Here is a 21,596-nt window from a genome sequence, read left to right on the forward strand (position 1 = left end):
AGACCATGACAGGGCAGGGCCGGTTCGCCGTTATACTCGCGTCACTGTTCGAGGACCACCATGATTTCATTACCGATCGATGCCGCCCTGCCTGCCTTGCGCCAGGCCTTGCACACCCGTGACGAAGCCGTGCTCGAAGCGCCCCCCGGCGCCGGCAAGACCACCCGCGTGCCGCTGACCCTGCTCGACCAGCCGTGGCTGGCCGGGCAGACCATCATCATGCTCGAACCACGCCGCCTGGCCGCTCGGGCGGCGGCTGAGCGTTTGGCCAGCGAGCTGGGGGAGAAGGTCGGGCAGACGGTGGGTTACCGTATTCGGCTGGACAGCAAGGTGGGGCCTGGTACACGCATTGAAGTGGTCACCGAAGGCATCCTGACTCGCCGCCTGCAGGCCGATCCGGCGCTGGAAGGGGTGGGGCTGGTGATTTTCGATGAATTTCATGAGCGCAGCCTGGACGCCGACCTGGCCTTGGCGCTGTGCCTCAATGGTCGAGAACTGTTGCGTGACGACCCACCGCTGAAGATTCTGCTGATGTCCGCGACCCTCGAAGGCGAGCGGTTGTCGCGGCTGCTCGACGATGCACCGGTGGTCAGCAGTGAGGGCCGCATGCATCCTGTCGATATCCGTTGGAGCCGGCCATTCCAGGCGGGTGAATTCATCGAGCCACGGGTGCTGGAAAGCGTGCTGCTGGCGCTGGCCGAGCAGCCCGGCAGCCTGTTGGTGTTTCTGCCGGGCCAGGCCGAAATCCGCCGGGTACACCAGAGCCTGCAGGATGAACTGGGCGATCGCCGCGACCTCGTGCTGTGCCCGCTGCATGGCGAGCTCGACCTCGATGCCCAGCGCGCCGCCATCGACCCGGCACCCGCGGGGTTGCGCAAGATCGTGCTGGCCACGAACATTGCCGAGACCAGCCTGACCATCGATGGCGTGCGCGTGGTGATCGATGCAGGCCTGGCCCGCGTGCCACGTTTCGATCCCGGCAGTGGCATGACGCGCCTGGACACCCAACGCATCTCCCGCGCCAGCGCCACTCAGCGTGCCGGCCGTGCCGGGCGTCTGCAAGCGGGGGTGTGCTACCGGCTCTGGTCCGAGGCCCAGCATGCACAGCTGGCCGCCCATGGCACGGCAGAAATCATGCAGGCTGACTTGGCTGGGCTGGCGCTGCAGTTGGCCCGTTGGGGTGTCAGCCCTGCGCAGTTGCGCTGGCTCGACCAGCCGCCTGCGGCGGCCTTCGCCCAAGCCCAGGATCTGCTTGCGCGCCTCGGCGCCTACCGGCCGGGCAGCCGTGAGCACCTGAGCGAGCACGGTCAGGCCATGGCGCAACTGCCGGCGCATCCACGCATCGCTCACTTGTTGCTGAGGGGCCAGGCGCTGGGCCTGGCACCCATGGCCTGCGATGTTGCCGCCCTGCTCGGCGAACGTGACATTCAGCGTGGCGGCGGTGCCGACCTGCACAGTCGCCTGGCTTTGCTCAGCGGCCCGGGCAAGCGTGCTCGGCCCAGCCAGGGCGGCGTGCAGCGTGTGCGCCAGCTTGCCAGGCAGTATCAGGGCCTGCTGCGCGGCGCGGCCACGGCGGTGGTCGCCGATCCGGAGCATCCGCGTTGGCTGGGCGCCTTGCTGGCGCTGGCCTATCCGGACCGCGTCGCCCAGCAGCGCCGTGAAGGCAGCGCCGAATATCGCCTGGCCAATGGCCGCGCGGCGCTGTTCGGCGAAGCCGATGCCTTGATGAAGTACCCATGGTTGGTGATCGCCGACCTGGGCAGCCGGCAAGGTCAGCGTGAGGAGCGCATCTACCTGGCAGCCGCCTTTGATCCGCAGTTGCTCGACGACGTGCTGGCCGAGCAGGTCGAGCGGGTCGATGTGCTTGACTGGGATGAACGCCAGCAGGTGCTGGTGGCCGAGCGTCAAACCAAGGTCGGGGAGCTGATCGTCAGCCGCGAGCCGTTACCAGGCCTGGACGACGAAGCCCGCGCCAAGGCGCTGATCGGTCTGCTGCGACGCAAGGGGCTGAACCTGCTGAACTGGACGGCGGAACTGCGCCAGTGGCAGGCGCGGGTGGAGCTGTTACGGCAACTGGATCTTGCCAAGGACAGCCAGAGCGAATGGCCCGACCTCAGCGATGATGCGCTTCTGGCTGATCTGGAAAGCTGGTTGCAGCCCTACCTGGGCAAGGTCACGCGGCTGAGCCATTTTGCCGCGTTAGACCTGGCGTCGATCCTGCGCAACCTGCTGCCCTGGCCGTTACCGCAACGCCTGGACGAGTGGGCACCGACCCACTTGGCCGTGCCTTCAGGGTCGAGCATTCGCCTGGACTACAGCGAGCATCCGCCCATCCTGGCGGTGCGCCTGCAAGAGCTGTTCGGCCTGGCGGACACGCCGCGTATCGCCCAAGGCCGCCAGCAGGTCAAGCTGCATCTGCTGTCGCCTGCGCGCCGGCCGGTGCAGGTGACCCAGGACCTGGCCAATTTCTGGCGCACGACCTATGCCGAAGTGAAGAAGGATTTGAAGGGGCGCTATCCGAAACACTATTGGCCAGACGACCCCCTGGTCGCCGAGGCCACCGCGCGGGCCAAGCCGCGCGGCACCTGAGCACGGGTTTCAGGCGTTGCGCTGGAGCAGGAAGGTGAGGACTTCGCCTTCCTGGGTGTTGAGCAGGTACATGGCCTGCCGACTGTGATGCGGCTCGTCCCGCAGGGCCGCGACCCGGTGACCCCGATGGTCACGCAGGTAGCAGATCAGCCCCTCGTCGGTCATCTCCAGCGGCTCGACTTTCCAGTACTCGGTGACCTCCGCCAGCTGGTAGAAACCGAGGTAGCCGTTGCGGCTCAGGCCCAGTCGCTTCGCTGGATTGCCGCTGTTGGGCAGGCTGATGTGGTAATGCAGGCGGTCGTCAGTGTGCGAGTCGAACTCGAACTGAAGGTTGATCGAGCTGGCTTCGCCACCAGCCATCAGCCAATCGTCCTGGGGCGTGAAGCCCCAGTTCCACTTATCCGAACTGCGGCTCAATCGCAGCGGAACGAGCTGTTCCACTGCAATGGCGTAGAGCCGGCCGGTGAACGACTTGCCGTAGGTGTCCTGTAGGGTTTGATCCATGGTGCAATCTCCGTTTTGGACGAGATCGCACTCTAAGGGGTGGGAACGGCCTGGCTGGAGCTTGAACGGCTTCCTCCAGAGCCCCGGCTTAGCTGATCACTTTCAGCAGAAACTCGAACGTCTCGCCATGGCTGACATTCATGAACGCTTTGGCCTGACTGCCATCGCGCGGTATTTCACCCGAGCCGCCCAGGCGGGTGTCGGCGGCTACCGCGGCGCGCTGGCCCTGATGGTCGCGCAAGTTGCAGACCAGGCCTTGGGCGGTCATTCGCAAGGGCTCGATCTTCCAGTAGTCGGTGACTTCGGCGACCCGGTAGAAACCCAGATAGCCATTACGGCTGATGCCCAATTTCTGCGGCGCGCCGGCACCGACCAGGCTGATGTGGTAGTGCAGGCGGTCATCGGTCATCGAGTCGAAGTCGAATTGAAGCGCGGCTGCCTCCTCGTGCCCCCCGGCCGTGAGCCAGCCGTCGTGCATCTTGGCAAGCAGGCTGGTGGTGGCATCCCAGGCCTTGGCCTGCCCTGGGCACAGTGGCGCATCCCAGCCGTCGATACGAACATACAAACGGCCGCTGAACGAGCGGGCGAACTGGGCTTTGAGTGCTGAATCCATGATGGCTCTCGGTGGTGATGTGAACCCAGAGCCTGACCGTGGGTGCGCTGCACCCGCAGCCTGAACAATTTCCGCGCATTGGCGGTTCAGCTGGCGTTGCTTTCCAGCAACATGAACAAGCGGTACAGCACCACCGTGCTGAACAGTTGCAAGAAGCCACTGAGGCTGTTCAGCGCCAACTCCACGGCCGGTGCCGGCTCCGGGAAGGCCATCAGCAGCAGCCCATCGATCAGCCAGATCGGTGCCAACACGCCCAGCACGCAGATCATGATGCGCAGAAAATGCCCGGTGGTCATGCGCGCGCTTTCACGCATCGACTGCACCACGGGCAACCCGCGCAGCACCAGGAGGTATTCGGCGAACACCAGGTTGATCATGATCCAGATGCCCGGGAACACCAGCAGCGCCAGGCCAGCCATGATCAGCAGCGAGCTGATCATGATCATCAGCGCCAGCGGCGGCCATAGCTGCACGGCGCGGGCGAACAGGTCGCGCTTGGGCACGTCTTGTCCGTTGCTGCGAGTATCGAGGTAGAGAATCAGCGCGGCACTGTACAACGGGTAGAACAAAAGGCTGATCAGCATGCCGTAGGCAGGTGACGCCTGCTCGCCCAGCTGGCGGTACAGCACCTGGGTAGTGAACGCTTCGAGTATCACCAGCGGCAGGCACAGGCTGATGATGCTGGCCAGGTGGCCACGGAAGAAATAAAAGGAGTCGCGCAGTACGCTCAGCGGATTCATCGGTCTACATCGCAGGACAGTCAAAACAGGGGCCTAACTTTAGCCCAGCGCGCTCGCTTGCTGAAAAAAGTTTCACCGGCGGCGTGATTGAATACGCGCCCGGCGCGCCCCATCTTAGTCCTGTCCGATGTCCTGCTCGCCCATGAGGTAGCCGCAATGAACACTGATGAACAAACCCTGATCGACGGCCTGTTCGGCCGCATCAAGCAAGCCGAGGATCCCAGCCAGCCGCGCGACGCGCAGGCGCAGGCGCGCATCGAAGAGCATGTGCGCGCGCAACCGGCGGCGCCTTACTACATGGCCCAGGCCATTCTGGTCCAGGAAGCGGCGCTCAAGCGGCTGGACGAGCAGAACAAGCAGCTGGAGGCCGAGCTCAAGCAGGCCCGTGCCCAACTCGAAGCCAGCCGCAGCAGCAGTGGCAACAGTGGCGGTGGCTTCCTTTCGAGCATCTTCGGTGCTGGCGCCCGCGACCCGCAGCCCGCCGCGCAACCTCAGCCACAGGCGCAGCGCCCCAGTGCCGCGGCCGCCCCAGGCGGTGGCTGGCGCGAACCCAGCGCGCCGGGCTTTGCCCAGCCCCAAGCGCCAGCGCAGTCGCAGCAACCCGGCTTCGCTGCAGCGCCGGCCCGTGGCGGGGCCAGCAGTTTCCTCGGTGGCGCCATGCAGACCGCCGCAGGCGTTGCCGGCGGCGTTCTGCTGGCGCAAGGTGTGAGCAGCTTGTTCAACCACCATGCGCAACCTGAAGAAGTGGTCGAGGTGCTCAAGGAAGAACCGGCGCCTGCCAGCGATACAGGGGGCTGGAACGACCCCGGCGCCCAGCAGCAGGTCGCCGACGATGGCGCCTGGAACAACGACCAGGGCGGCTGGGCCGACACCGATTACGGCAGCGATGATGGCGGCTTCTTCTCCGATGACGATACCTTCGTCTGATCGCTCTGGCATACTGGCGGCCTTGCAAGGGCGTGTGGCGCCCGTCGTGACGAGGTTTGAAGGTGAAAAAGATCGCGCTGTTCGCCGATGTGCAGAACCTCTACTACACCGTGCGCCAGGCCCATGGCTGCCATTTCAACTACACCGCGCTGTGGCAGGCGGTCAGCGCCGAAGGCCAGATCGTCGAGGCGGTGGCGTATGCCATCGATCGGGGTGACAGCAAGCAACAGCAGTTCCAGCAGATCCTGCGCAACCTGGGTTTCGAGGTGCGCCTGAAACCGTTCATCCAGCGCAGCGACGGCTCGGCCAAGGGCGACTGGGACGTGGGCATCACCCTGGATGTGATCGATGCGGCCAGCCGCGTCGATCAGGTGGTGCTGGCCTCCGGCGATGGCGATTTCGACCTGCTGCTCGAACGCGTGATCCAGCGCCACGGCACCGAGGCGGTGGTGTATGGCGTGCCCGGCCTTACCGCCCTGTCGCTGGTGCGCGCCGCCAGCCGCTACGTGCCCATCGAGGGCGCACTGTTACTCAAGCACTGAAGGTCTTCATGGAACGCATCGCTGTCATCGACTTCGAAACCACCGGCATTTCCCCTGGTACCGGCTGCCGCGCCACGGAAGTGGCGGTGGTGATGCTCGAGCGTGGTCGCATCGTCGAGCGTTACCAGAGCCTGATGAACGCAGGCGTGCCGGTGCCGGCGTTCGTGGCCGGCCTGACCGGTATCACCACAGCCATGCTGCGCAGCGCGCCGCCGGTGGATCAGGTGATGAACGAAGTGGCCGAGTTCGTCGGCGCGACGCCGCTGCTGGCGCACAACGCGGCATTCGACCAGAAATTCTGGGACTTCGAGCTGGGCCGCATCGGCCGTAGTCGCAGCCAGTCGTTCGCCTGCTCCTTGCTGCTCTCGCGGCGTCTGCTGCCGGCCGCGCCCAACCACAAGCTGGGCACCCTGACCCGTTGGGCTGGCTTGCCGCACACCGGCACCGCGCACCGGGCCATGGCCGATGCGGAAATGGCCGCCAATCTGTTGCAGCACCTGGCCGGGGTTCTGCGCCAAAGCCACGGTGTCGAGCAGCTGTCGCATGATCTGCTGTGCCGTCTGCAGAAAGTGCCAGCGGCCAAGGTGCGCGACGCCCTGGCCAAGTACGCCTGACCGCATTCGCTAAAGTGTGCTGCTCGATTCGAGCGGTTTTGTAGCTTATGTTCACCGTGCTGGCGCTCTAGACTCGGTCACCCGAAAACGGATTTCAGAGTTGCCTGCCATGCCTGCCTCACGTCGCTTCCCGCTGTTGCTCATCGGCGCCTTCCTGGCCTTGTACCTGGTCTGGGGCTCGACCTACCTGTTCATTCGCATTGGCGTGGCGTCGTGGCCACCGCTGTTGATGGCCGGGGTGCGCTTCATCATCGCCGGTGGCCTGTTGTACGGCTTTCTGCGCTGGCGCGGTGTACCGGCACCGACCTGGGCGCAGTGGCGCTCGGCAGGCGCCATCGGTTTTCTCCTGCTCAGCTGTGGCAATGGCGGGGTCACCGTGGCCGAACATGCTGGCGTCGCTTCCGGGGTCGCGGCACTGGCGATTGCCACGGTGCCGCTGTTCACCCTGGTCTTCGGCCTGTTGTTCGGTCAGCGCAATTCGCGCCTGGAATGGGCCGGCATCCTCCTCGGCCTGCTCGGCATCGCCTTGCTCAACTTCGGCTCCAACCTGCAAGCCAGCCCGTTGGGCGCGGCGCTGATCCTGTTCGCCGCGGCGTCCTGGGCCTTCGGCTCGGTGTGGAGCAAAAGCCTGCCGCTGCCAGCAGGGCCGATGGCCAGTGCCGCCGAAATGCTGGTGGGCGGCGCCGTGCTGCTGCTGGGCAGCGCGCTGTCTGGCGAGCGCATGACGCAGATGCCCAGCGCTGCCGGCTGGGGCGCGCTGGCCTACCTGGTGTTGTTCGGATCGATTCTCGCCTTCAGCGCCTACATGTACCTGCTCAAGCACGTGCGCCCGGCGGCCGCCACCAGCTACGCCTACGTCAATCCGGCGGTGGCGGTGTTGCTGGGGATCGTCTTCGCCGGCGAACACATCGGTGCCGAGGAATGCCTGGCCATGGCGGTGATCATCGGCGCCGTGGTGCTGATCGGCTTGCCGCAGTGGCGCAAGGCGCCGGTGCGGCCGTTGCAGGGCGAAATCTGCAAGTAGCCGGGGTGGTTGGGGTAAACTTGCCGCCTTCGCTGAACCCCCCTGACGGTATTGCCATGAATTTCGCCCAACTCGGCCTGATCGAACCGCTGCTGCGCACCTTGCAGCAGCTCGACTACAGCACGCCCACCCCCGTCCAGGCCAAGGCCATCCCTGCCGTACTGGCAGGGCGCGACCTGATGGCCGCCGCCCAGACCGGCACTGGCAAGACCGCAGGCTTTGCCCTGCCGGTGTTGCAGCGCCTGGCCTTGGAGGGTGAGAAGGTCGCCAGCAACTCGATCCGCGCGCTGGTGCTGGTGCCGACCCGCGAGCTGGCCGAGCAGGTGCACGCCAATGTCCGTGAGTATGCCGAGAACCTGCCGCTGAGCACCTACGCGGTCTACGGTGGGGTCAGCATCAACCCGCAGATGATGAGGCTGCGCCGTGGGGTCGACCTGCTGGTGGCCACCCCCGGGCGTCTGCTCGACCTGTTTCGCCAGAACGCATTGAAGTTCAACCAGGTACAGACCCTGGTGCTCGATGAAGCCGACCGCATGCTCGACCTGGGCTTTGCCGAAGAACTGCAGGCGGTGTACGCCGCGCTGCCGCGCAAGCGCCAGACGCTGTTGTTCTCCGCCACCTTCTCCGAGCAGATCCGCGTGCTTGCCGGGCTGGCGCTGAACGATCCGTTGAGCATCGAGGTCAGCCCGCGCAACGCCGCCGCCAACACGGTCAAGCAGTGGCTGGTGCCGGTGGACAAGAAGCGCAAGGCCGACCTGTTCTGCCACTTGCTGCGCAAGCAGCGCTGGAAGCAGGTGCTGGTGTTCGCCAAGACCCGCAACGGGGTCGATCAACTGGTCGAGCGCTTGCTCGCGGAAGGCGTCAACGCCGACGGTATCCATGGTGACCGCCCCCAGGCCACCCGCCAGCGCGCCCTGGACAGCTTCAAGGCGCGTGAGATCCAGGTGCTGGTCGCCACCGACGTCGCCGCCCGCGGCCTGGATATCGACGACTTGCCGCTGGTGGTCAACCTCGACCTGCCGATCGTCGCCGAAGACTATGTGCACCGCATCGGCCGCACCGGGCGTGCCGGTAACAAGGGTGAGGCCATCTCGCTGGTGTGCGCCGATGAGGTGCAGATGCTCTCGGCCATCGAGGTGCTGATCCGTCAGACCCTGCCGCGCCACGAAGAACCGGACTTCATCCCCGAGCACCGGGTGCCGATGACCGACGCCAGCGGCCAGGTGATCAAGAAGCCGAAGAAGCCTAAGAAACCCAAGGAAAACGCCGCCAAGCGTGGCCTGGGGCGCTGGATGGACAGTGCCGACGGCAGTGCCAGTGAGCCAGCGGTGAAGGCCGTGCGCAAGGTGCCCAGCTTCAAAGGTGGCCCGCGCAAGCGCAAGCCCTGAGCTGCGTAAGCACCGGCGTGCTCAGCGCGCCGCGTGCAGCCATGCCGCCGCCGCTCGGCCAGCCTGCAGCCCGCTGGCGAAGCAGGCGGTGAGCAGATAGCCGCCGGTCGGCGCCTCCCAGTCGAGCATCTCGCCGGCGCAGAACACGCCTGGCATGGCGCGCAGCATCAAGCCGGCGTCCAGCGCTTCGAAGCGCACGCCACCGGCGCTGCTGATTGCCTCATCCAACGGCCGCGTGCTGATCAAGGTGATCGGCAATGCCTTGATCGCCTGCGCCAGCGCCTGTGGATCAGTGAAGGTCGCAGGCGTTGTCAGTTCGCGCAGTAACCCTGCCTTGACCCCATCGATGCCTAATTGACCGTGCAAGTGCTTGGCCATGGAGCGCGATCCGCGCGGCTTGGCCAGTGCCTGGGCGATCTTGTCCACAGGCTTGTCCGGTAGCAGGTCGAGCAGCAGCTGGGCATGCCCGGTGCGTTCGATGGCCTGGCGCAGTTGCGCCGACCAGGCGTACACCAGGCTGCCCTCAACGCCTTGCGCCGTGAGGATGAACTCACCTTTGCGCGGGGTCATGCCGGGCATGCTCAGAGCGATGTTCTTGAGTGGCGCCCCGGCGAACTTATCCACCAGCAGTGCGCTCCAGCCTTGCACCTCGAATCCGCAATTACTCGGGCGCAGCGGCGAGATATCCACAGCACGTTCGCTAAGCATGGGTTGCCAGCTGCCATCGGAACCCAGGCGTGCCCAGCTTGCGCCACCCAAGGCGAGCACCACGGCATCGGCGTGCACACGCAACTCGCCTTGTGGATAAGCGATGCGCAGACTGCCATCATCATTCCAGCCCAGCCAGCGGTGGCGGGTGTGGATAACCACGCCTTGGTCGCGCAGGCGCTTGAGCCAGGCGCGCAACAGCGGCGCGGCTTTCATGTCGGTAGGGAACACGCGGCCCGAGGTGCCGATGAACGTTTCAATGCCCAGGTCGTGGATCCACTGGCGCAGCGCATCGGCATCGAACCCGCGCAGCAGCTGTTCGATCTCGCCTTGGCGCTCAGCGTAACGCGCCACGAACTGTGGATAAGCTTCCGAGTGGGTGATGTTCATGCCGCCGACCCCGGCCAGCAGGAACTTGCGACCTACCGAGGGCATGGCGTCGAACACCTGCACGTCGATGCCCGCCTGGGCCATGGCCTCGGCGGCCATGAGGCCGGCAGGGCCGCCGCCGATGACGACGGCCGAGGAGGGGAATGCGGGGGATTTATCAGGCATGGTCGACGGCAGGCTGTGGAAAAGATCGCCATTCTAACGCAGCACGCCACCTGCGAGCACTGGTCAAAAAATGATCACAGTCCTGCAGGGCTTGCCGGCATTGGGCTGCAGCGCCTTTCCCGCAGGTTATCCACAAGCGGCTCCACAGTCATTGTGAACAACCGATGACCCGCGCGGCACTGTGGTGGAGGATGCCGTGGCGCCTGGCCAAGGCCTCGCGGTCTTTGCTATAGCCGCCACCAATCACCCCGGCTACCGGGATGTCACGCCCCAGGCAATGGCGCAGCACCCGCTCATCGCGGGCTGCCACGCCTTGATCGGTGAGTTGCAGATAGCCCAGGGCGTCGTCCTTGTGCACATCGACACCCGCGTCGTACAGCACCAGGTCGGGCTGGTACAGCGGCAGCAGGTAGTTGAGCGCATCGTCCACCACTTGCAGGTAGGCGGCATCGCCCATGCCGCGCGGCAACGGGATATCCCAGTCGCTCTGGGCCTTGCGCGCCGGGAAGTTCTGTTCGCAGTGCAGCGACACGGTGATGGCTTCGGGCGTGTCTTCGAGCATGCGCGCAGTGCCATCGCCCTGGTGTACATCGCAGTCGAAGATCAGCACCCGCTGCACGCGTCCGGCCGCCAGCAGGTAACGGCTGATCACCGCCAGGTCGTTGAAGATGCAGAAACCGGCCGGGTGATCGTAGTGGGCATGGTGGGTGCCACCGGCCAAGTGGCAGGCAATGCCATGCTGCAGTGCCAGCTCGGCGGTCAGCAGCGAGCCGCCCACTGCGCGCACGGTGCGCCGCGCCAATGCCTCGCTCCACGGTAGACCGAGACGGCGCTGGTCCTCGCGCGACAGCTCGCCGTTCATGTAGCGCTCGATGTAGCTCGGCTCATGGGCCAGGGCAAGGATGTCGTTGGGGCAGATCTGCGGGCGCAGCAGGGCCTCGTCGGTGGTCAGCCCGCTGTGCACCAGGTGGTCGTGCAGCAGACGGAACTTGTCCATCGGAAAGCGATGCTCGGCTGGGAATTCTGGGCTGTAGTCATCGTGGTAGATCAGCGGCAGCGGCATGGGTGGTTCGCAGTCAGGGCCAGGGCCAATCTTGCCAGTTATTGCCCCGCGCTGGCCAACCCTGGCCGCGCGCTGGGTAAAGCGCCAGGCCGCGCCTACGCTGTAGACTGAACGTCGGTAAAGCCGGAGTACACCCCATGACCCCCATACTCCACCTGGAGAGCGCCCGCCTGGTATTGCGCCAATGGCAGGACGACGACCTGCGCGAATTCGCCGCGATGTGCGCCGACCCACAGGTGATGCGCTATTTTCCTGCGCCGCTGACGCGCCTGGAGGCGGCGGCGTTGATCGGCCGTATTCGCGGCCACTTCAACGAGTACGGCTTCGGCCTGTGGGCATTGGAGCGCAAGGACAGTGGCGCTTTCATCGGCATGACCGGGCTACTCAACGTCAACTTCGAGGCGCCGTTCGGCCCGGCGGTGGAGATCGGCTGGCGCCTGGCCCGGCGTCACTGGGGCCTGGGCTTTGCCAGCGAGGCGGCGTGGACCTGCCTGCGCTGCGCCTTCGCGCAGTTGCGCCTGGAGGAGGTGGTGTCCTTCACCACCGAGAGCAACCTGCCGTCGCAGAAGGTCATGCAGGCGATCGGCATGCAACAGGACCTGACGGGCAGCTTCGATCACCCACGCCTGCCGGCCGATCATCCGCTGCGTCGGCATGTGCTGTATCGCATGGACCGTGCGCACTGGGAACGGACCTTGCGCACTGAATGAACGGCCACGCGCGGCGCCGATGACAAACCCTGTATCATTTCTCATCCCTGAAAGGTGCTTGCCGAAAGATGTTCAGCGCCTGTGAAATCGAGCGTCGCTGCGCGGCGCATCGCGAGCAAGGCTCGCTCCTACGAGGAGAACCCCCGATGAGTCATGTGTTGGACGACCTGGTCGACCTGTTGAGCCTCGAGCCGATCGAGGAGAACCTGTTTCGCGGGCGCAGCCAGGACCTTGGCTTTCGCCAGCTGTATGGCGGCCAGGTGCTGGGCCAGTCGCTGTCGGCGGCCAGCCAGACGGTAGAAGATGCCCGCCACGTGCACTCGCTGCACGGCTACTTCCTGCGCCCCGGCGATGCCAGCTTGCCGGTGGTGTATTCGGTCGATCGCGTGCGTGATGGCGGCAGCTTCAGCACCCGGCGGGTGACGGCGATCCAGAAGGGCCAGCCGATCTTCACCTGCAGTGCGTCGTTCCAATATGACGAGGAAGGCTTCGAGCATCAGGTGCAGATGCCGGATGTGGTCGGCCCGGAGAACCTCGCCACCGAGGTCGAGCTGGCGCGTGCCCATGCCGATAAGCTGCCCGAGCGGATTCGCGACAAGGTGCTGTGCGCCAAGCCGATCGAGATTCGCCCGGTGAGCGAGCGCGACCCGTTCAACCCCAAGCCTGGCGACCCGGTGAAATACGCCTGGTTCCGCGCCGATGGCACGCTGCCGGATGTGCCGGCACTGCACAAATACCTGTTGGCCTACGCCTCGGATTTCGGCCTGTTGACCACTTCCTTGCTGCCCCATGGCAAATCGGTGTGGCAGCGCGACATGCAGATCGCCAGCCTCGATCATTCGCTGTGGTTCCACCACAACCTGCGCGCCGATGAGTGGCTACTGTACGCCACCGACAGCCCTTGGGCCGGCAACGCGCGGGGCTTCTGCCGCGGCAGCATCTTCAATCGCGCCGGCCAGCTGGTCGCTTCGTCGACCCAGGAAGGGCTGATTCGCCACCGCAAGGACTGGGCATGAGCCTGGGCCAGGTACGCAACTGGGTGTTCGACATGGACGGCACCCTCACCGTCGCCGTGCATGACTTCGCGGCCATTCGCGTGGCCCTGGACATCCCGCCACAAGACGACATTCTCGGGCACCTGGCGGCGCTGCCTGAAGCCGAGGCCGCCGCCAAGCATGCCTGGCTGCTGGAGCATGAACGCGACCTGGCGCTGGCATCGACGGCAGCCACCGGCGCGGTGGAGCTGGTGCGCGAGTTGGCCGGGCGCGGCTGCCGGCTGGGGATTCTTACCCGCAATGCCCGCGAGCTGGCCCATGTGACCCTCGAGGCGATCGGCCTGGCCGACTGCTTTGCGGTCGAGCACATCCTCGGGCGTGATGAGGCCGAGCCCAAGCCGAGCCCCGACGGCTTGGTGAGTATCGCCAGGGCCTGGGGCGTGGCGCCGGGCGAGATGGTGATGGTGGGCGATCATCAATTCGACTTGGCCTGCGGCCGGGCCGCTGGCGCGCGTACGGTGCTGGTCAACCTGCCGGATAACCCCTGGCCGGCGCTGACCGACTGGCACGCTGCCGATTGCCGAGCGTTGCAGGTGCTGCTGGGTTGAGGAGCGGCTTGCGGTCTTGCGTGTAATGAGCGGCTGACAAGCCAATACATTTGCGCACATCGACAGGGGATGGGGCTGGCTAGAATGCCCGGCTCCAGATGCGATTGATTCTCTTCAAGAGGATTTCCCCGATGTGCCTGTTGTCTCGTCTGCGGCGCTGCCTTGTGCCCGCCCTCCTGTTGCTGGCCAGCGCCAGCGCCTTCGCCCCCAGCGCCAGCGCCGTGCAGGTGACCGATGTGCTTGGCCGCACGGTCGCGCTCGAGCATGCGCCGCAGCGCATCGTGCTGGGTGAAGGGCGGTTGTTCTTCGCCTTGGCCTTGCTCGACCGCGACAACCCTTTCCAGCGCGTGGTCGGCTGGCAGAACGACATGCGCCTGCTCGACCCGCATACCTACGAAGTCTACGCCAAGGCCTACCCGCAAGTGGCCAAGCTGCCGTTGATCGGCCAGGCCTCGGAACAGAGCGTCAGCGCCGAGCAGATCCTCGCGCTCAAGCCGGACCTGGCGATCTTCAGCATCGCTGGCGAAGGCCCGACCCAGCACAGCCCGGTGGCCGACCTGTTGGAGAAGGCCGGCGTACCGGTGCTGTTCATCGACTTCCGTGTGCACCCGATGCGCAACACCCACGTCAGCATGCAGGCGCTGGGTAGCTTGCTTGGCCGTGAACAGCAGGCTCAGGAATACCTGAGCCTGTATGACCGCCACCTCAAGCACGTCACCGACAGCGTGGCCAGCATCACCGCCGCGCAGCGGCCGAAGGTATTCCTCGAATTGCTTCCGGGCGTCTGGCAGGCGCCTGGCCACACCACCGGCAAGAGCGGCCTGGGCAGTGTGGTCGAAGCGGTGGGCGGGCATAACATCGGCGCCGATGTGGTGCCCGGTGCGCTGGGCGATGTCAGCGTCGAATACGTCTTGCAGGCCGATCCGGACGTGTACATCGCCACCGGTAACCGCGCCCCCGGCGTCCTGTTGGGCGCTGGAGTATCGCTCGACACCGCACGCCAGAGCCTGGCCAAGATCACCGCCCGGCCCGAGTTCGCCCCGCTGCGGCCGATCCAGGCGGGGCAGGCCCATGGCTTGTGGCATGACTTCTATAACTCGCCGTTCAACATCCTCGCCATCGAAGCCATGGCCCGCTGGGTGCACCCTGAACGCTTCAAGGACGTCGACCCGCAGGCGACCATGGCCGAGATCAACCAGATGCTCAAGGTCGGCCTGGACGGCCAGTACTGGGTCGACGCGCAGTGACCGCGCTCGCCCATGACGGCGCCGCACTGGCCGCCTGGCACTACCGTCGGGTGCTCTGGCGGCGCGCCGCGCTGGTGCTGGCGCTGGCAATGTTGCTGCTGGTGTCGGTGCTCGGCGACCTGGCCAGCGGTGCCTCCGGCATGGGCCTGGGGCGCTTGCTGCAAGGGGTGTTCGACCCAGCGACGCTGAGCGCCACCGAGCGCGTGATCATCTGGAACGTACGCCTGCCGTACTCGCTGATGGCCATCCTGGTGGGCGCTGCGCTGGCCCTGGCCGGTGCCGAGATGCAGGCGATCCTCGACAACCCACTGGCCAGCCCCTTCACCCTGGGCGTGTCGTCCTCGGCAGCGCTCGGCGCGTCGCTGGCCATTGCCTACCCGCTGGGCATCGCCTGGTTGGCCCCCAGCGCGCAGGTGACGGTAATGGCGTTCGTGTTCGCCTGCCTCTCGGTGGTGCTGCTGCAGACCATGTCCCGGCTGCGCGGCGCTGGGGTGGAAAGCCTGGTGCTGTTCGGCATCGCCCTGGTGTTCAGCTGCAATGCCCTGGTGTCGTTGCTGCAGCTGCTGGCCACGGAAGATGTGTTGCAGCAGCTGGTGTTCTGGACCTTGGGCAGCCTGGCCCGCGCCGACTGGCAGAAGCTCGCCATGCTGGCCTTGGTGCTGGCGCTGGTGCTGCCGTTCTCCCTGCGCGCTGCGCCGGCCATGACCTTGCTGCGCATGGGCGAAGACCGTGCCCGCAGCTTTGGCGTCGACACTCGGCGCCTGCGCTTTGCCTCGTTGCTGCGCATCAGCCTGCTGTCGGCCACTGCCGTGGCATTCGTCGGCACCATTGGCTTCGTCGGCCTGGTCGGGCCGCACATCGCGCGCCTGCTGGTGGGCGAGGACCAGCGCTTTCTGCTGCCAGCCAGCGCCCTGGTGGGGGCGTTGATGCTGTCGCTGTCGTCGATTGCCAGCAAGTTGATCCTGCCTGGGGTGATCGTGCCGGTGGGTATCGTCACCGCCTTGGTGGGGGTGCCGGTGTTCGTGCTGTTGGTGTTCCGCCGGGGCAGAAAACTGTGAGCCTGCTGATCGACAACGTCGCGGTCGCCTACGGCGCGCGGCAGATTCTGCACGGGGTGAGCCTGCCGCCGCTGGCGCCCGGTAGCCTGGTGGCGCTGGTCGGGCCGAATGGCGCGGGCAAGTCGACCCTGCTGCGTGCGCTGGCGGGGCTCGAGCGCATGCGCGGCGGCTTGCGCCTGGATGGCGAGGACGTCACCCGGCTGAGCTTTGCCGAGCGGTCGCGGCGTCTGGCCTACATGCCGCAGCAGTTGCCGCCGGGCATTGCCCTGGGGGTGCTGGAAAGCATCGTCGCGGCGCTGCGCGTGGGCGGTGGCGACGACCTGCTCGGCCATGCCTACGACGCCCTGCGCCAGCTCGGCATCGAGGCGCTGGCCGAGCGCTCGCTGGACAGCCTTTCCGGCGGCCAGCGGCAACTGGTGGCGCTGGCCCAACTGCTGGCACGCAATCCCCAGGTGCTGCTGCTCGATGAGCCAACCAGCGCGCTGGACCTGCATTACCAGCTGCGGGTCATGGGAGCGGTGCGCGAGCGCGTGATGGCGCACCGTCTGCTGGCGGTGGCGGTGCTGCACGACATCAACCTGGCGGCCAGTCATGCCGATTGCCTGGTGGTGCTGCGCGAGGGCAGGGTGGTGGCGTGCGGGGCGCCAGAAGCGGTGCTGCAAGCCGAGTTGCTGGCCGAGGTGTATGGCGTGCAGGCGCGGGTCGAGCGCTGCTCGCGCGGGCGCTTGCAAGTGTTGGTGGATCGCGCCTTGGCCTGAACGCGGGGCGGCCTGCAACCCCCAGCCTGCGGGCTTCAGTCCGCAAGCACCCGGTCCCGGCTGTTGGACAGGTGCAGGCAGATCGCCGCCCGCGCGGCATCCGCGTCTTGCCGGCGAATGGCATTGAGGATCGCCTCATGCTCGAGGTTGGCCAGATACGCCTGGCGCGCCAGCTTGGCGCCGCTGCGTTCGGCCAGGGCCATGCGGTTGCGCGGGATCAGGCCATTGCCCAGTTGCGCCATCATTTCACTGAAATACAGGTTGCCGGTGGCCTCGGCGATCAGCAGATGGAAACGCCGGTCGGCCTCGATGCAACTGTCCCCCGCGGCCGCCAGGTCCTGATAGTCATCCAGCGCCTTGCGCATGCGCGCCAGGTGCTGGTCGGTACGGCGCAGGGCGGCCAGGGCGGCGGCCTGGCCTTCCAGGCCAATGCGCAGCTCCAGCAAGTCGCGCACGCTCGCCGCATTTTCGGCGCCGACGCGCAGCCCCGGTGGGTCCTGGCGCGCCATGACGAACGAGCCGATACCGTGGCGCGGCGCCACCAGCCCCGAGGCCTGCAATTTCGACAGCGCTTCGCGCACGACGGTGCGGCTGACACCGTGCTCGCGAACCAGGGTGTTTTCCGAGGGCAGCTTGTCGCCGGGCTTGAGGGTGCCGAGCAGGATCTGCTGGGTGAGGCTCGAAACCAGGTCGTGGGTGCGGCTATGGCTGCGCTTGGCCAGGGGCTGGGTCATGGCGGATCCTTGAGGCGGTCAACTTGTATGACAAGTTAACGGATAAAAATAATTTCAGCGTGTTTTTTCTGCGCGGCGAATTCCGCTGACTGATCAAATCGCGACATTTTCACGACTAAATAACCATTTATCAGCTTGTACTTTGCCACTTCAGCGAAGATTGACATCTTGTCGTACAACTGTGGCCGGCATATGCTCCGTCTCACTGCCCTGCCAGACAACTCGACCCGCACAAAAACAATTAGTGGGAGATTCACTCGTGAACGACACCCTCTCTGCGCCTGCCCGCAACCAAGGCGAGGCCCTGGCCAGCGCCGTGGCCAAGGTCAAGCGCCACGTCCTGCCGCTGTTCGTCATCATGTTCATCGTCAACTACCTCGATCGCGTCAACATCGGCTTCGTCCGCCCGCACCTGGAAAGCGACCTGGGCATCAGCGCTGCCGCCTACGGTTTCGGTGCCGGGCTGTTTTTCATTGGCTACGCGCTGTTCGAGGTGCCCTCGAACATGCTGCTGCAAAAGGTCGGCGCCCGCTTGTGGCTGACCCGCATCATGTTCACCTGGGGCCTGGTGGCGACCGCCATGGCCTTCGTGCAGAACGAAACCCAGTTCTATGTGCTGCGCTTTTTGCTGGGGGTCGCCGAAGCTGGCTTCTTCCCCGGCGTGATCTACTACTTCACCCGCTGGCTGCCGGGGGCCGAGCGCGGCAAGGCGATTGCCATCTTCCTCAGCGGCTCGGCGCTGGCTTCGCTGATTTCCGGGCCATTGGCCGGTGCGCTGATGCAGATCCAGGGTCTGGGCCTGCATGGCTGGCAGTGGATGCTGTTCATCGAGGGCATGGCCTCGGTGACGCTGTGCTTCTTCGTGTTCTTCTGGCTCGACTCCAAGCCGCATGATGCCAAGTGGCTGAGCCGGGCCGAACAGGACGCCCTGGTGGCGACCATCGACCGCGAGCAACGTGAACGCGAGGCGGTCGGTGCGGTGAAACCGTCGGCCTGGAGCCTGCTCAAGGACCGCCAGATCGTGCTGTTCTGCCTGATCTACTTCTGCATCCAGCTGACCATCTACGCCGCGACATTCTGGCTGCCGAGCATCATCAAGCGCATGGGTGAACTGAGCGACCTGCAGGTCGGCTTTTTCAACTCGATCCCTTGGCTGATCTCGATCATCGCCATGTACGTCTTCGCGGCCGGCTCCAGCCGCTGGAAATTCCAGCAGGCCTGGGTGGCCGGGGCGCTGCTGATCGCCGCCATCGGCATGTTCTTGTCGACCACTGGCGGGCCGGTCTTCGCCTTCGTCGCGGTGTGCTTCGCCGCCATCGGCTTCAAGTCGGCCTCGTCGCTGTTCTGGCCGATTCCCCAGGGCTACCTGGATGCGCGCATCGCGGCGGCGGTGATCGCGCTGATCAACTCGGTCGGCAACCTCGGCGGCTTCGTCGCGCCGACCACCTTCGGCTTGCTCGAACAGCAGACCGGGTCGATTCAAGGCGGCCTGTATGGCCTGGCCGTGACCTCGGTGCTGGCGGCGATTGCCGTGTTCTTCGTGCGCATTCGCCCCAAGGGCGCCCCTAGCGATGACCTCAAGGCCCCGTCGGCCTTGGGCCAGACCCACTGACAGCGAGAATCCCTGATGAATATGCAGACCCAACCCGCCGTTCACAGCAGCACCCCCGTCGTCACCGACCTGCGCGTAATCCCCGTGGCGGGCCACGACAGCATGCTGCTCAACCTCAGTGGCGCCCACGGCCCGTACTTCACCCGCAACGTCGTGGTGCTGCGCGACAGCGCGGGCAATACCGGCCTGGGGGAAGTGCCGGGCGGCGAGAAGATCCGCCAGACCTTGGAAGACGCCCGCAGCCTGGTGGTCGGCCAGCCGATCGGGCATTACCAGCGCGTGCTCAATGCCATGCGCCAGACCTTCGCCAACCGCGATGCGGCCGGGCGCGGCCTGCAAACCTTCGACCTGCGCATCACCGTGCACGCGGTCACCGCCATCGAGGCGGCGCTGCTCGACTTGCTCGGCCAGCACCTGAACGTGCCGATGGCCGCGTTGCTGGGTGAAGGGCAGCAGCGCGAAGCGGTGAAGATGCTGGGCTATCTGTTCTACATCGGCGACCGTCAGCAGACCGAGCTGGCCTACCGCAACGAAGCCGATGCCGATGACGACTGGCTGCGCGTACGGCATGAAAAAGCCCTGACCCCGGAGGCGATCGTGCGCCTGGCCGAGGCTGCCGAGCAGCGCTATGGCTTCAGCGACTTCAAGCTCAAGGGCGGCGTGCTGCGCGGTGAGGAGGAAATGGAAGCGGTCACTGCCCTGGCCGAGCGTTTTCCGCAGGCGCGCATCACCTTGGACCCCAATGGCGCCTGGTCACTGAAAGAGGCCATCGCCCTGTGCCGCGACAAGCACGCGGTGCTGGCCTATGCCGAAGACCCGTGCGGTGCCGAGAACGGCTATAGCGGCCGAGAAGTGATGGCCGAGTTCCGACGCGCCACCGGCTTGCCGACCGCCACCAACATGATCGCCACCGATTGGCGGCAGATGGGCCATGCGATTCAGCTGCAATCGGTGGACATCCCGCTGGCCGACCCGCATTTCTGGACCCTGCAGGGCTCGGTGCGGGTGGCGCAGATGTGCCACGACTGGGGCCTGACCTGGGGTTCGCACTCCAACAACCACTTCGATATTTCCCTGGCGATGTTCACCCAGGTGGCCGCTGCGGCGCCGGGCGAGATCACCGCGATCGACACCCACTGGATCTGGCAGGACGGCCAGCGCCTGACGCGCGACCCGCTGCGGATCGTCGACGGTCACGTACGCGTGCCACAGCGGCCGGGCTTGGGTGTGGAGCTGGATGAAGACCAACTGGCCAAGGCCCATGAGTGCTACCGCAACATGGGCCTCGGCGCGCGCGATGACAGCGTGGCGATGCAGTTCCTGATTCCGGGGTGGAGCTTCGATAACAAGCGGCCTTGTCTGGTGCGTTAAGCATCCAGCGCAACCGTTGCTTTAGAGACCAGAGCAGTTTTCCTGTGGGAGCGGCCTTGTGTCGCGAAAGGGGGGCGTAGCGCCCCCAGGATTACAGCTTCGCAGCAAGCATTGCCGAGGCCGCTTTGCGGCCCTTTCGCGACACAAGGCCGCTCCCACACGTGCCTCGCTGAGTGATGAATTGAGCAAGACAGTTGGCCCGACGAACAGTGCGTTGGGTTTTGAAATGACAGGCCTGTGTCTGCTCGCCAAACCGAGCATCAACCCGCCTCGAAAAACGCCCGCGCCATTTGCACGAATGCCCCGAGTACCGGGTTGGGGTTATCGCGGCAGAAAGCCAGAAAAATCTCCGCCTGCTGTTCCATCCCCACCAACGGCTTGAACACCACCTGCTCCAGGCGCAAGGCCTGGGCCGATGCCGGGACCACGGCGCAACCCAGTCCGACATTGACCAGCCCCAGAATGGAATGCGTCTGCCCCAGCTGATGCAGGTAACGCGGCTGCACCTGGTGGCGGGCGAACAGGTTGGCGATGCGGTCGTGGAAGTAACGCCCTTCATTGGCGCTGTACATCACGAACGGCTGCTCATCGAAGTCGGCCGGGCGCAGCCGCTCGCGCCCCGCCAGGGCATGCCCGGCGGGCAGGGCAGCGACGAAGGGCTCGCGGTGGATGGGCAGGTATTCCACCCGCGCGCTGGGCAGCACCTGGCGCACCAGGCCGACATCGATCAGGCCGGCTTCCAGGTCGTGTACCTGGGTCGAGGAAATACGCTCGCTGAGCACCAGTTCGATATCCGGCAAGCTCTGCCCGGCATGCACCAGCAGCCGCGGAATCATGCTGTAGCTGCCGACAGCGGTGAAACCGAGCGTCAGCCGACCCGCCTCGCCGTGGGCGATGCGCCTTGCCGACTGGCTGGCCGACTCGGCCACCTGGAGGATCCGCCGGGCGTCTTCGAGAAAGCTTTGCCCGGCCAAGGTCAAGCGTGCCTGACGGTTGTTGCGTTCGAGCAACAGCACCCCAAGCGAATGCTCCAGCAGCTGAATCTGCCGGCTCAGCGGCGGCTGGGTCATGTGCAGGCGGGTGGCGGCGCGGCCGAAATGCAGCTCTTCGGCCACGGCCACGAAACAGCGCAGCTGGTGCAGCTCCATGATTCAATTCCTGAATTATTCGATCCAGCATCTATATTAGACCTGTATCAAATGCCGGCCTAGCATCGACTCATGTCTTCGAACTGCC

Annotated in this window: 21 protein-coding genes; 14 read left to right on the forward strand and 7 right to left on the reverse strand. The window is 65.7% G+C overall.

Annotation, left to right across the window (positions count from 1 at the left end; genetic code table 11):
* Positions 1 to 60: 60 nt before the first annotated feature.
* The gene (gene hrpB / locus FS665_RS16445) at positions 61 to 2,589 is read left to right on the forward strand and encodes an ATP-dependent helicase HrpB (protein WP_145190581.1); all 2,529 of its coding nucleotides are present in this window, start codon (positions 61 to 63) and stop codon (positions 2,587 to 2,589) included.
* A 9-nt stretch (positions 2,590 to 2,598) separates the two neighbouring features.
* On the opposite strand, the gene FS665_RS16450 is transcribed toward hrpB, so the two are convergent.
* From FS665_RS16450 to FS665_RS16460, 3 genes are all read right to left on the reverse strand, one after another.
* Entirely contained in the window at positions 2,599 to 3,093 is a 495-nt protein-coding gene (locus FS665_RS16450; protein ID WP_145190584.1) for a hypothetical protein, read from the reverse strand.
* Between the two features lie 88 nt (positions 3,094 to 3,181).
* Positions 3,182 to 3,706 carry a hypothetical protein gene (locus tag FS665_RS16455; RefSeq protein ID WP_145190587.1) on the reverse strand — a complete coding sequence of 175 codons (525 nt, stop codon included), beginning with the start codon at positions 3,704 to 3,706 and terminating at the stop codon, positions 3,182 to 3,184.
* An 86-nt stretch (positions 3,707 to 3,792) separates the two neighbouring features.
* The gene (locus tag FS665_RS16460; RefSeq protein WP_145190590.1) at positions 3,793 to 4,446 is read right to left on the reverse strand and encodes a YciC family protein; all 654 of its coding nucleotides are present in this window, start codon (positions 4,444 to 4,446) and stop codon (positions 3,793 to 3,795) included.
* A 156-nt stretch (positions 4,447 to 4,602) separates the two neighbouring features.
* Here FS665_RS16460 and FS665_RS16465 point away from each other — a divergent pair, with 156 nt between their 5' ends.
* From FS665_RS16465 to FS665_RS16485, 5 genes are all read left to right on the forward strand, one after another.
* Entirely contained in the window at positions 4,603 to 5,373 is a 771-nt protein-coding gene (locus FS665_RS16465) for a DUF2076 domain-containing protein (protein WP_145190593.1), read from the forward strand.
* A gap of 62 nt (positions 5,374 to 5,435) precedes the next feature.
* Positions 5,436 to 5,915, forward strand: a complete 480-nt coding sequence (locus FS665_RS16470) for an NYN domain-containing protein (RefSeq protein WP_145190596.1) — start codon at positions 5,436 to 5,438, stop codon at positions 5,913 to 5,915.
* Positions 5,916 to 5,923: 8 nt separating this feature from the next.
* Positions 5,924 to 6,529 carry a PolC-type DNA polymerase III gene (locus tag FS665_RS16475; protein WP_145190599.1) on the forward strand — a complete coding sequence of 202 codons (606 nt, stop codon included), beginning with the start codon at positions 5,924 to 5,926 and terminating at the stop codon, positions 6,527 to 6,529.
* Between the two features lie 109 nt (positions 6,530 to 6,638).
* A complete protein-coding gene (yedA, locus tag FS665_RS16480) occupies positions 6,639 to 7,553 on the forward strand; it encodes a drug/metabolite exporter YedA (RefSeq protein ID WP_145190602.1) in 915 nt (304 codons plus the stop codon).
* A gap of 56 nt (positions 7,554 to 7,609) precedes the next feature.
* Positions 7,610 to 8,941, forward strand: coding sequence for a DEAD/DEAH box helicase (locus FS665_RS16485; RefSeq protein ID WP_145190605.1), 1,332 nt, complete (start codon positions 7,610 to 7,612; stop codon positions 8,939 to 8,941).
* Positions 8,942 to 8,962: 21 nt separating this feature from the next.
* Here the strand turns inward: FS665_RS16485 and FS665_RS16490 are convergent, their stop codons facing one another.
* Together FS665_RS16490 and FS665_RS16495 are read right to left on the reverse strand one after the other, a co-directional pair.
* Positions 8,963 to 10,204, reverse strand: coding sequence for a TIGR03862 family flavoprotein (locus FS665_RS16490; protein ID WP_145190608.1), 1,242 nt, complete (start codon positions 10,202 to 10,204; stop codon positions 8,963 to 8,965).
* Between the two features lie 148 nt (positions 10,205 to 10,352).
* Positions 10,353 to 11,267 (reverse strand): histone deacetylase, encoded by a 915-nt coding sequence (locus tag FS665_RS16495; protein WP_145190611.1) that lies wholly within the window; start codon positions 11,265 to 11,267, stop codon positions 10,353 to 10,355.
* A gap of 137 nt (positions 11,268 to 11,404) precedes the next feature.
* On the opposite strand from FS665_RS16495, the gene FS665_RS16500 reads away from it, so the two are divergent.
* From FS665_RS16500 to FS665_RS16525, 6 genes are all read left to right on the forward strand, one after another.
* Positions 11,405 to 11,977, forward strand: a complete 573-nt coding sequence (locus tag FS665_RS16500) for a GNAT family N-acetyltransferase (RefSeq protein WP_145190613.1) — start codon at positions 11,405 to 11,407, stop codon at positions 11,975 to 11,977.
* A 146-nt stretch (positions 11,978 to 12,123) separates the two neighbouring features.
* Positions 12,124 to 12,993, forward strand: a complete 870-nt coding sequence (gene tesB / locus FS665_RS16505) for an acyl-CoA thioesterase II (protein ID WP_145190617.1) — start codon at positions 12,124 to 12,126, stop codon at positions 12,991 to 12,993.
* Positions 12,990 to 13,580: an HAD family hydrolase gene (locus FS665_RS16510; protein ID WP_145190620.1), complete on the forward strand. Its 591-nt coding sequence runs from the start codon at positions 12,990 to 12,992 to the stop codon at positions 13,578 to 13,580. The genes tesB and FS665_RS16510 overlap by 4 nt, the downstream gene beginning before the upstream one ends.
* Positions 13,581 to 13,711: 131 nt before the next feature.
* The gene (locus tag FS665_RS16515) at positions 13,712 to 14,827 is read left to right on the forward strand and encodes an ABC transporter substrate-binding protein (protein WP_145190623.1); all 1,116 of its coding nucleotides are present in this window, start codon (positions 13,712 to 13,714) and stop codon (positions 14,825 to 14,827) included.
* Positions 14,824 to 15,885 carry an iron ABC transporter permease gene (locus FS665_RS16520; RefSeq protein ID WP_218570369.1) on the forward strand — a complete coding sequence of 354 codons (1,062 nt, stop codon included), beginning with the start codon at positions 14,824 to 14,826 and terminating at the stop codon, positions 15,883 to 15,885. Before FS665_RS16515 ends, FS665_RS16520 begins: the two co-directional genes overlap by 4 nt.
* Positions 15,882 to 16,643, forward strand: coding sequence for an ABC transporter ATP-binding protein (locus tag FS665_RS16525; RefSeq protein ID WP_145190628.1), 762 nt, complete (start codon positions 15,882 to 15,884; stop codon positions 16,641 to 16,643). Before FS665_RS16520 ends, FS665_RS16525 begins: the two co-directional genes overlap by 4 nt.
* A 35-nt stretch (positions 16,644 to 16,678) precedes the next feature.
* Here FS665_RS16525 and FS665_RS16530 read toward each other — a convergent pair whose 3' ends face one another.
* Positions 16,679 to 17,377 (reverse strand): FadR/GntR family transcriptional regulator, encoded by a 699-nt coding sequence (locus FS665_RS16530; RefSeq protein WP_145190631.1) that lies wholly within the window; start codon positions 17,375 to 17,377, stop codon positions 16,679 to 16,681.
* Between the two features lie 259 nt (positions 17,378 to 17,636).
* Here FS665_RS16530 and FS665_RS16535 point away from each other — a divergent pair, with 259 nt between their 5' ends.
* Positions 17,637 to 18,989 (forward strand): MFS transporter, encoded by a 1,353-nt coding sequence (locus tag FS665_RS16535; protein ID WP_145190634.1) that lies wholly within the window; start codon positions 17,637 to 17,639, stop codon positions 18,987 to 18,989.
* Positions 18,990 to 19,004: 15 nt separating this feature from the next.
* Positions 19,005 to 20,360 (forward strand): glucarate dehydratase, encoded by a 1,356-nt coding sequence (gudD, locus tag FS665_RS16540; protein WP_145190636.1) that lies wholly within the window; start codon positions 19,005 to 19,007, stop codon positions 20,358 to 20,360.
* A 260-nt stretch (positions 20,361 to 20,620) separates the two neighbouring features.
* Here gudD and FS665_RS16545 read toward each other — a convergent pair whose 3' ends face one another.
* Entirely contained in the window at positions 20,621 to 21,508 is an 888-nt protein-coding gene (locus FS665_RS16545) for a LysR substrate-binding domain-containing protein (RefSeq protein WP_145190639.1), read from the reverse strand.
* Between the last annotated feature and the right edge of the window lie 88 nt (positions 21,509 to 21,596).

Source organism: Pseudomonas sp. URMO17WK12:I11, assembly GCF_007677725.1.
GTDB lineage: Bacteria > Pseudomonadota > Gammaproteobacteria > Pseudomonadales > Pseudomonadaceae > Aquipseudomonas.

Coding starts and splice junctions, on each gene's coding strand:
- FS665_RS16530 (WP_145190631.1), bottom strand. CDS start 17,377: ATGACCCAGCCCCTGGCCAAGCGCAGCCATAGCCGCACCCACGACCTG.
- FS665_RS16510 (WP_145190620.1), top strand. CDS start 12,990: ATGAGCCTGGGCCAGGTACGCAACTGGGTGTTCGACATGGACGGCACC.
- FS665_RS16545 (WP_145190639.1), bottom strand. CDS start 21,508: ATGGAGCTGCACCAGCTGCGCTGTTTCGTGGCCGTGGCCGAAGAGCTG.
- FS665_RS16500 (WP_145190613.1), top strand. CDS start 11,405: ATGACCCCCATACTCCACCTGGAGAGCGCCCGCCTGGTATTGCGCCAA.
- FS665_RS16475 (WP_145190599.1), top strand. CDS start 5,924: ATGGAACGCATCGCTGTCATCGACTTCGAAACCACCGGCATTTCCCCT.
- FS665_RS16485 (WP_145190605.1), top strand. CDS start 7,610: ATGAATTTCGCCCAACTCGGCCTGATCGAACCGCTGCTGCGCACCTTG.
- FS665_RS16515 (WP_145190623.1), top strand. CDS start 13,712: ATGTGCCTGTTGTCTCGTCTGCGGCGCTGCCTTGTGCCCGCCCTCCTG.
- FS665_RS16455 (WP_145190587.1), bottom strand. CDS start 3,706: ATGGATTCAGCACTCAAAGCCCAGTTCGCCCGCTCGTTCAGCGGCCGT.
- tesB (WP_145190617.1), top strand. CDS start 12,124: ATGAGTCATGTGTTGGACGACCTGGTCGACCTGTTGAGCCTCGAGCCG.
- FS665_RS16495 (WP_145190611.1), bottom strand. CDS start 11,267: ATGCCGCTGCCGCTGATCTACCACGATGACTACAGCCCAGAATTCCCA.
- yedA (WP_145190602.1), top strand. CDS start 6,639: ATGCCTGCCTCACGTCGCTTCCCGCTGTTGCTCATCGGCGCCTTCCTG.
- FS665_RS16490 (WP_145190608.1), bottom strand. CDS start 10,204: ATGCCTGATAAATCCCCCGCATTCCCCTCCTCGGCCGTCGTCATCGGC.
- FS665_RS16460 (WP_145190590.1), bottom strand. CDS start 4,446: ATGAATCCGCTGAGCGTACTGCGCGACTCCTTTTATTTCTTCCGTGGC.
- gudD (WP_145190636.1), top strand. CDS start 19,005: ATGAATATGCAGACCCAACCCGCCGTTCACAGCAGCACCCCCGTCGTC.
- FS665_RS16465 (WP_145190593.1), top strand. CDS start 4,603: ATGAACACTGATGAACAAACCCTGATCGACGGCCTGTTCGGCCGCATC.
- hrpB (WP_145190581.1), top strand. CDS start 61: ATGATTTCATTACCGATCGATGCCGCCCTGCCTGCCTTGCGCCAGGCC.
- FS665_RS16450 (WP_145190584.1), bottom strand. CDS start 3,093: ATGGATCAAACCCTACAGGACACCTACGGCAAGTCGTTCACCGGCCGG.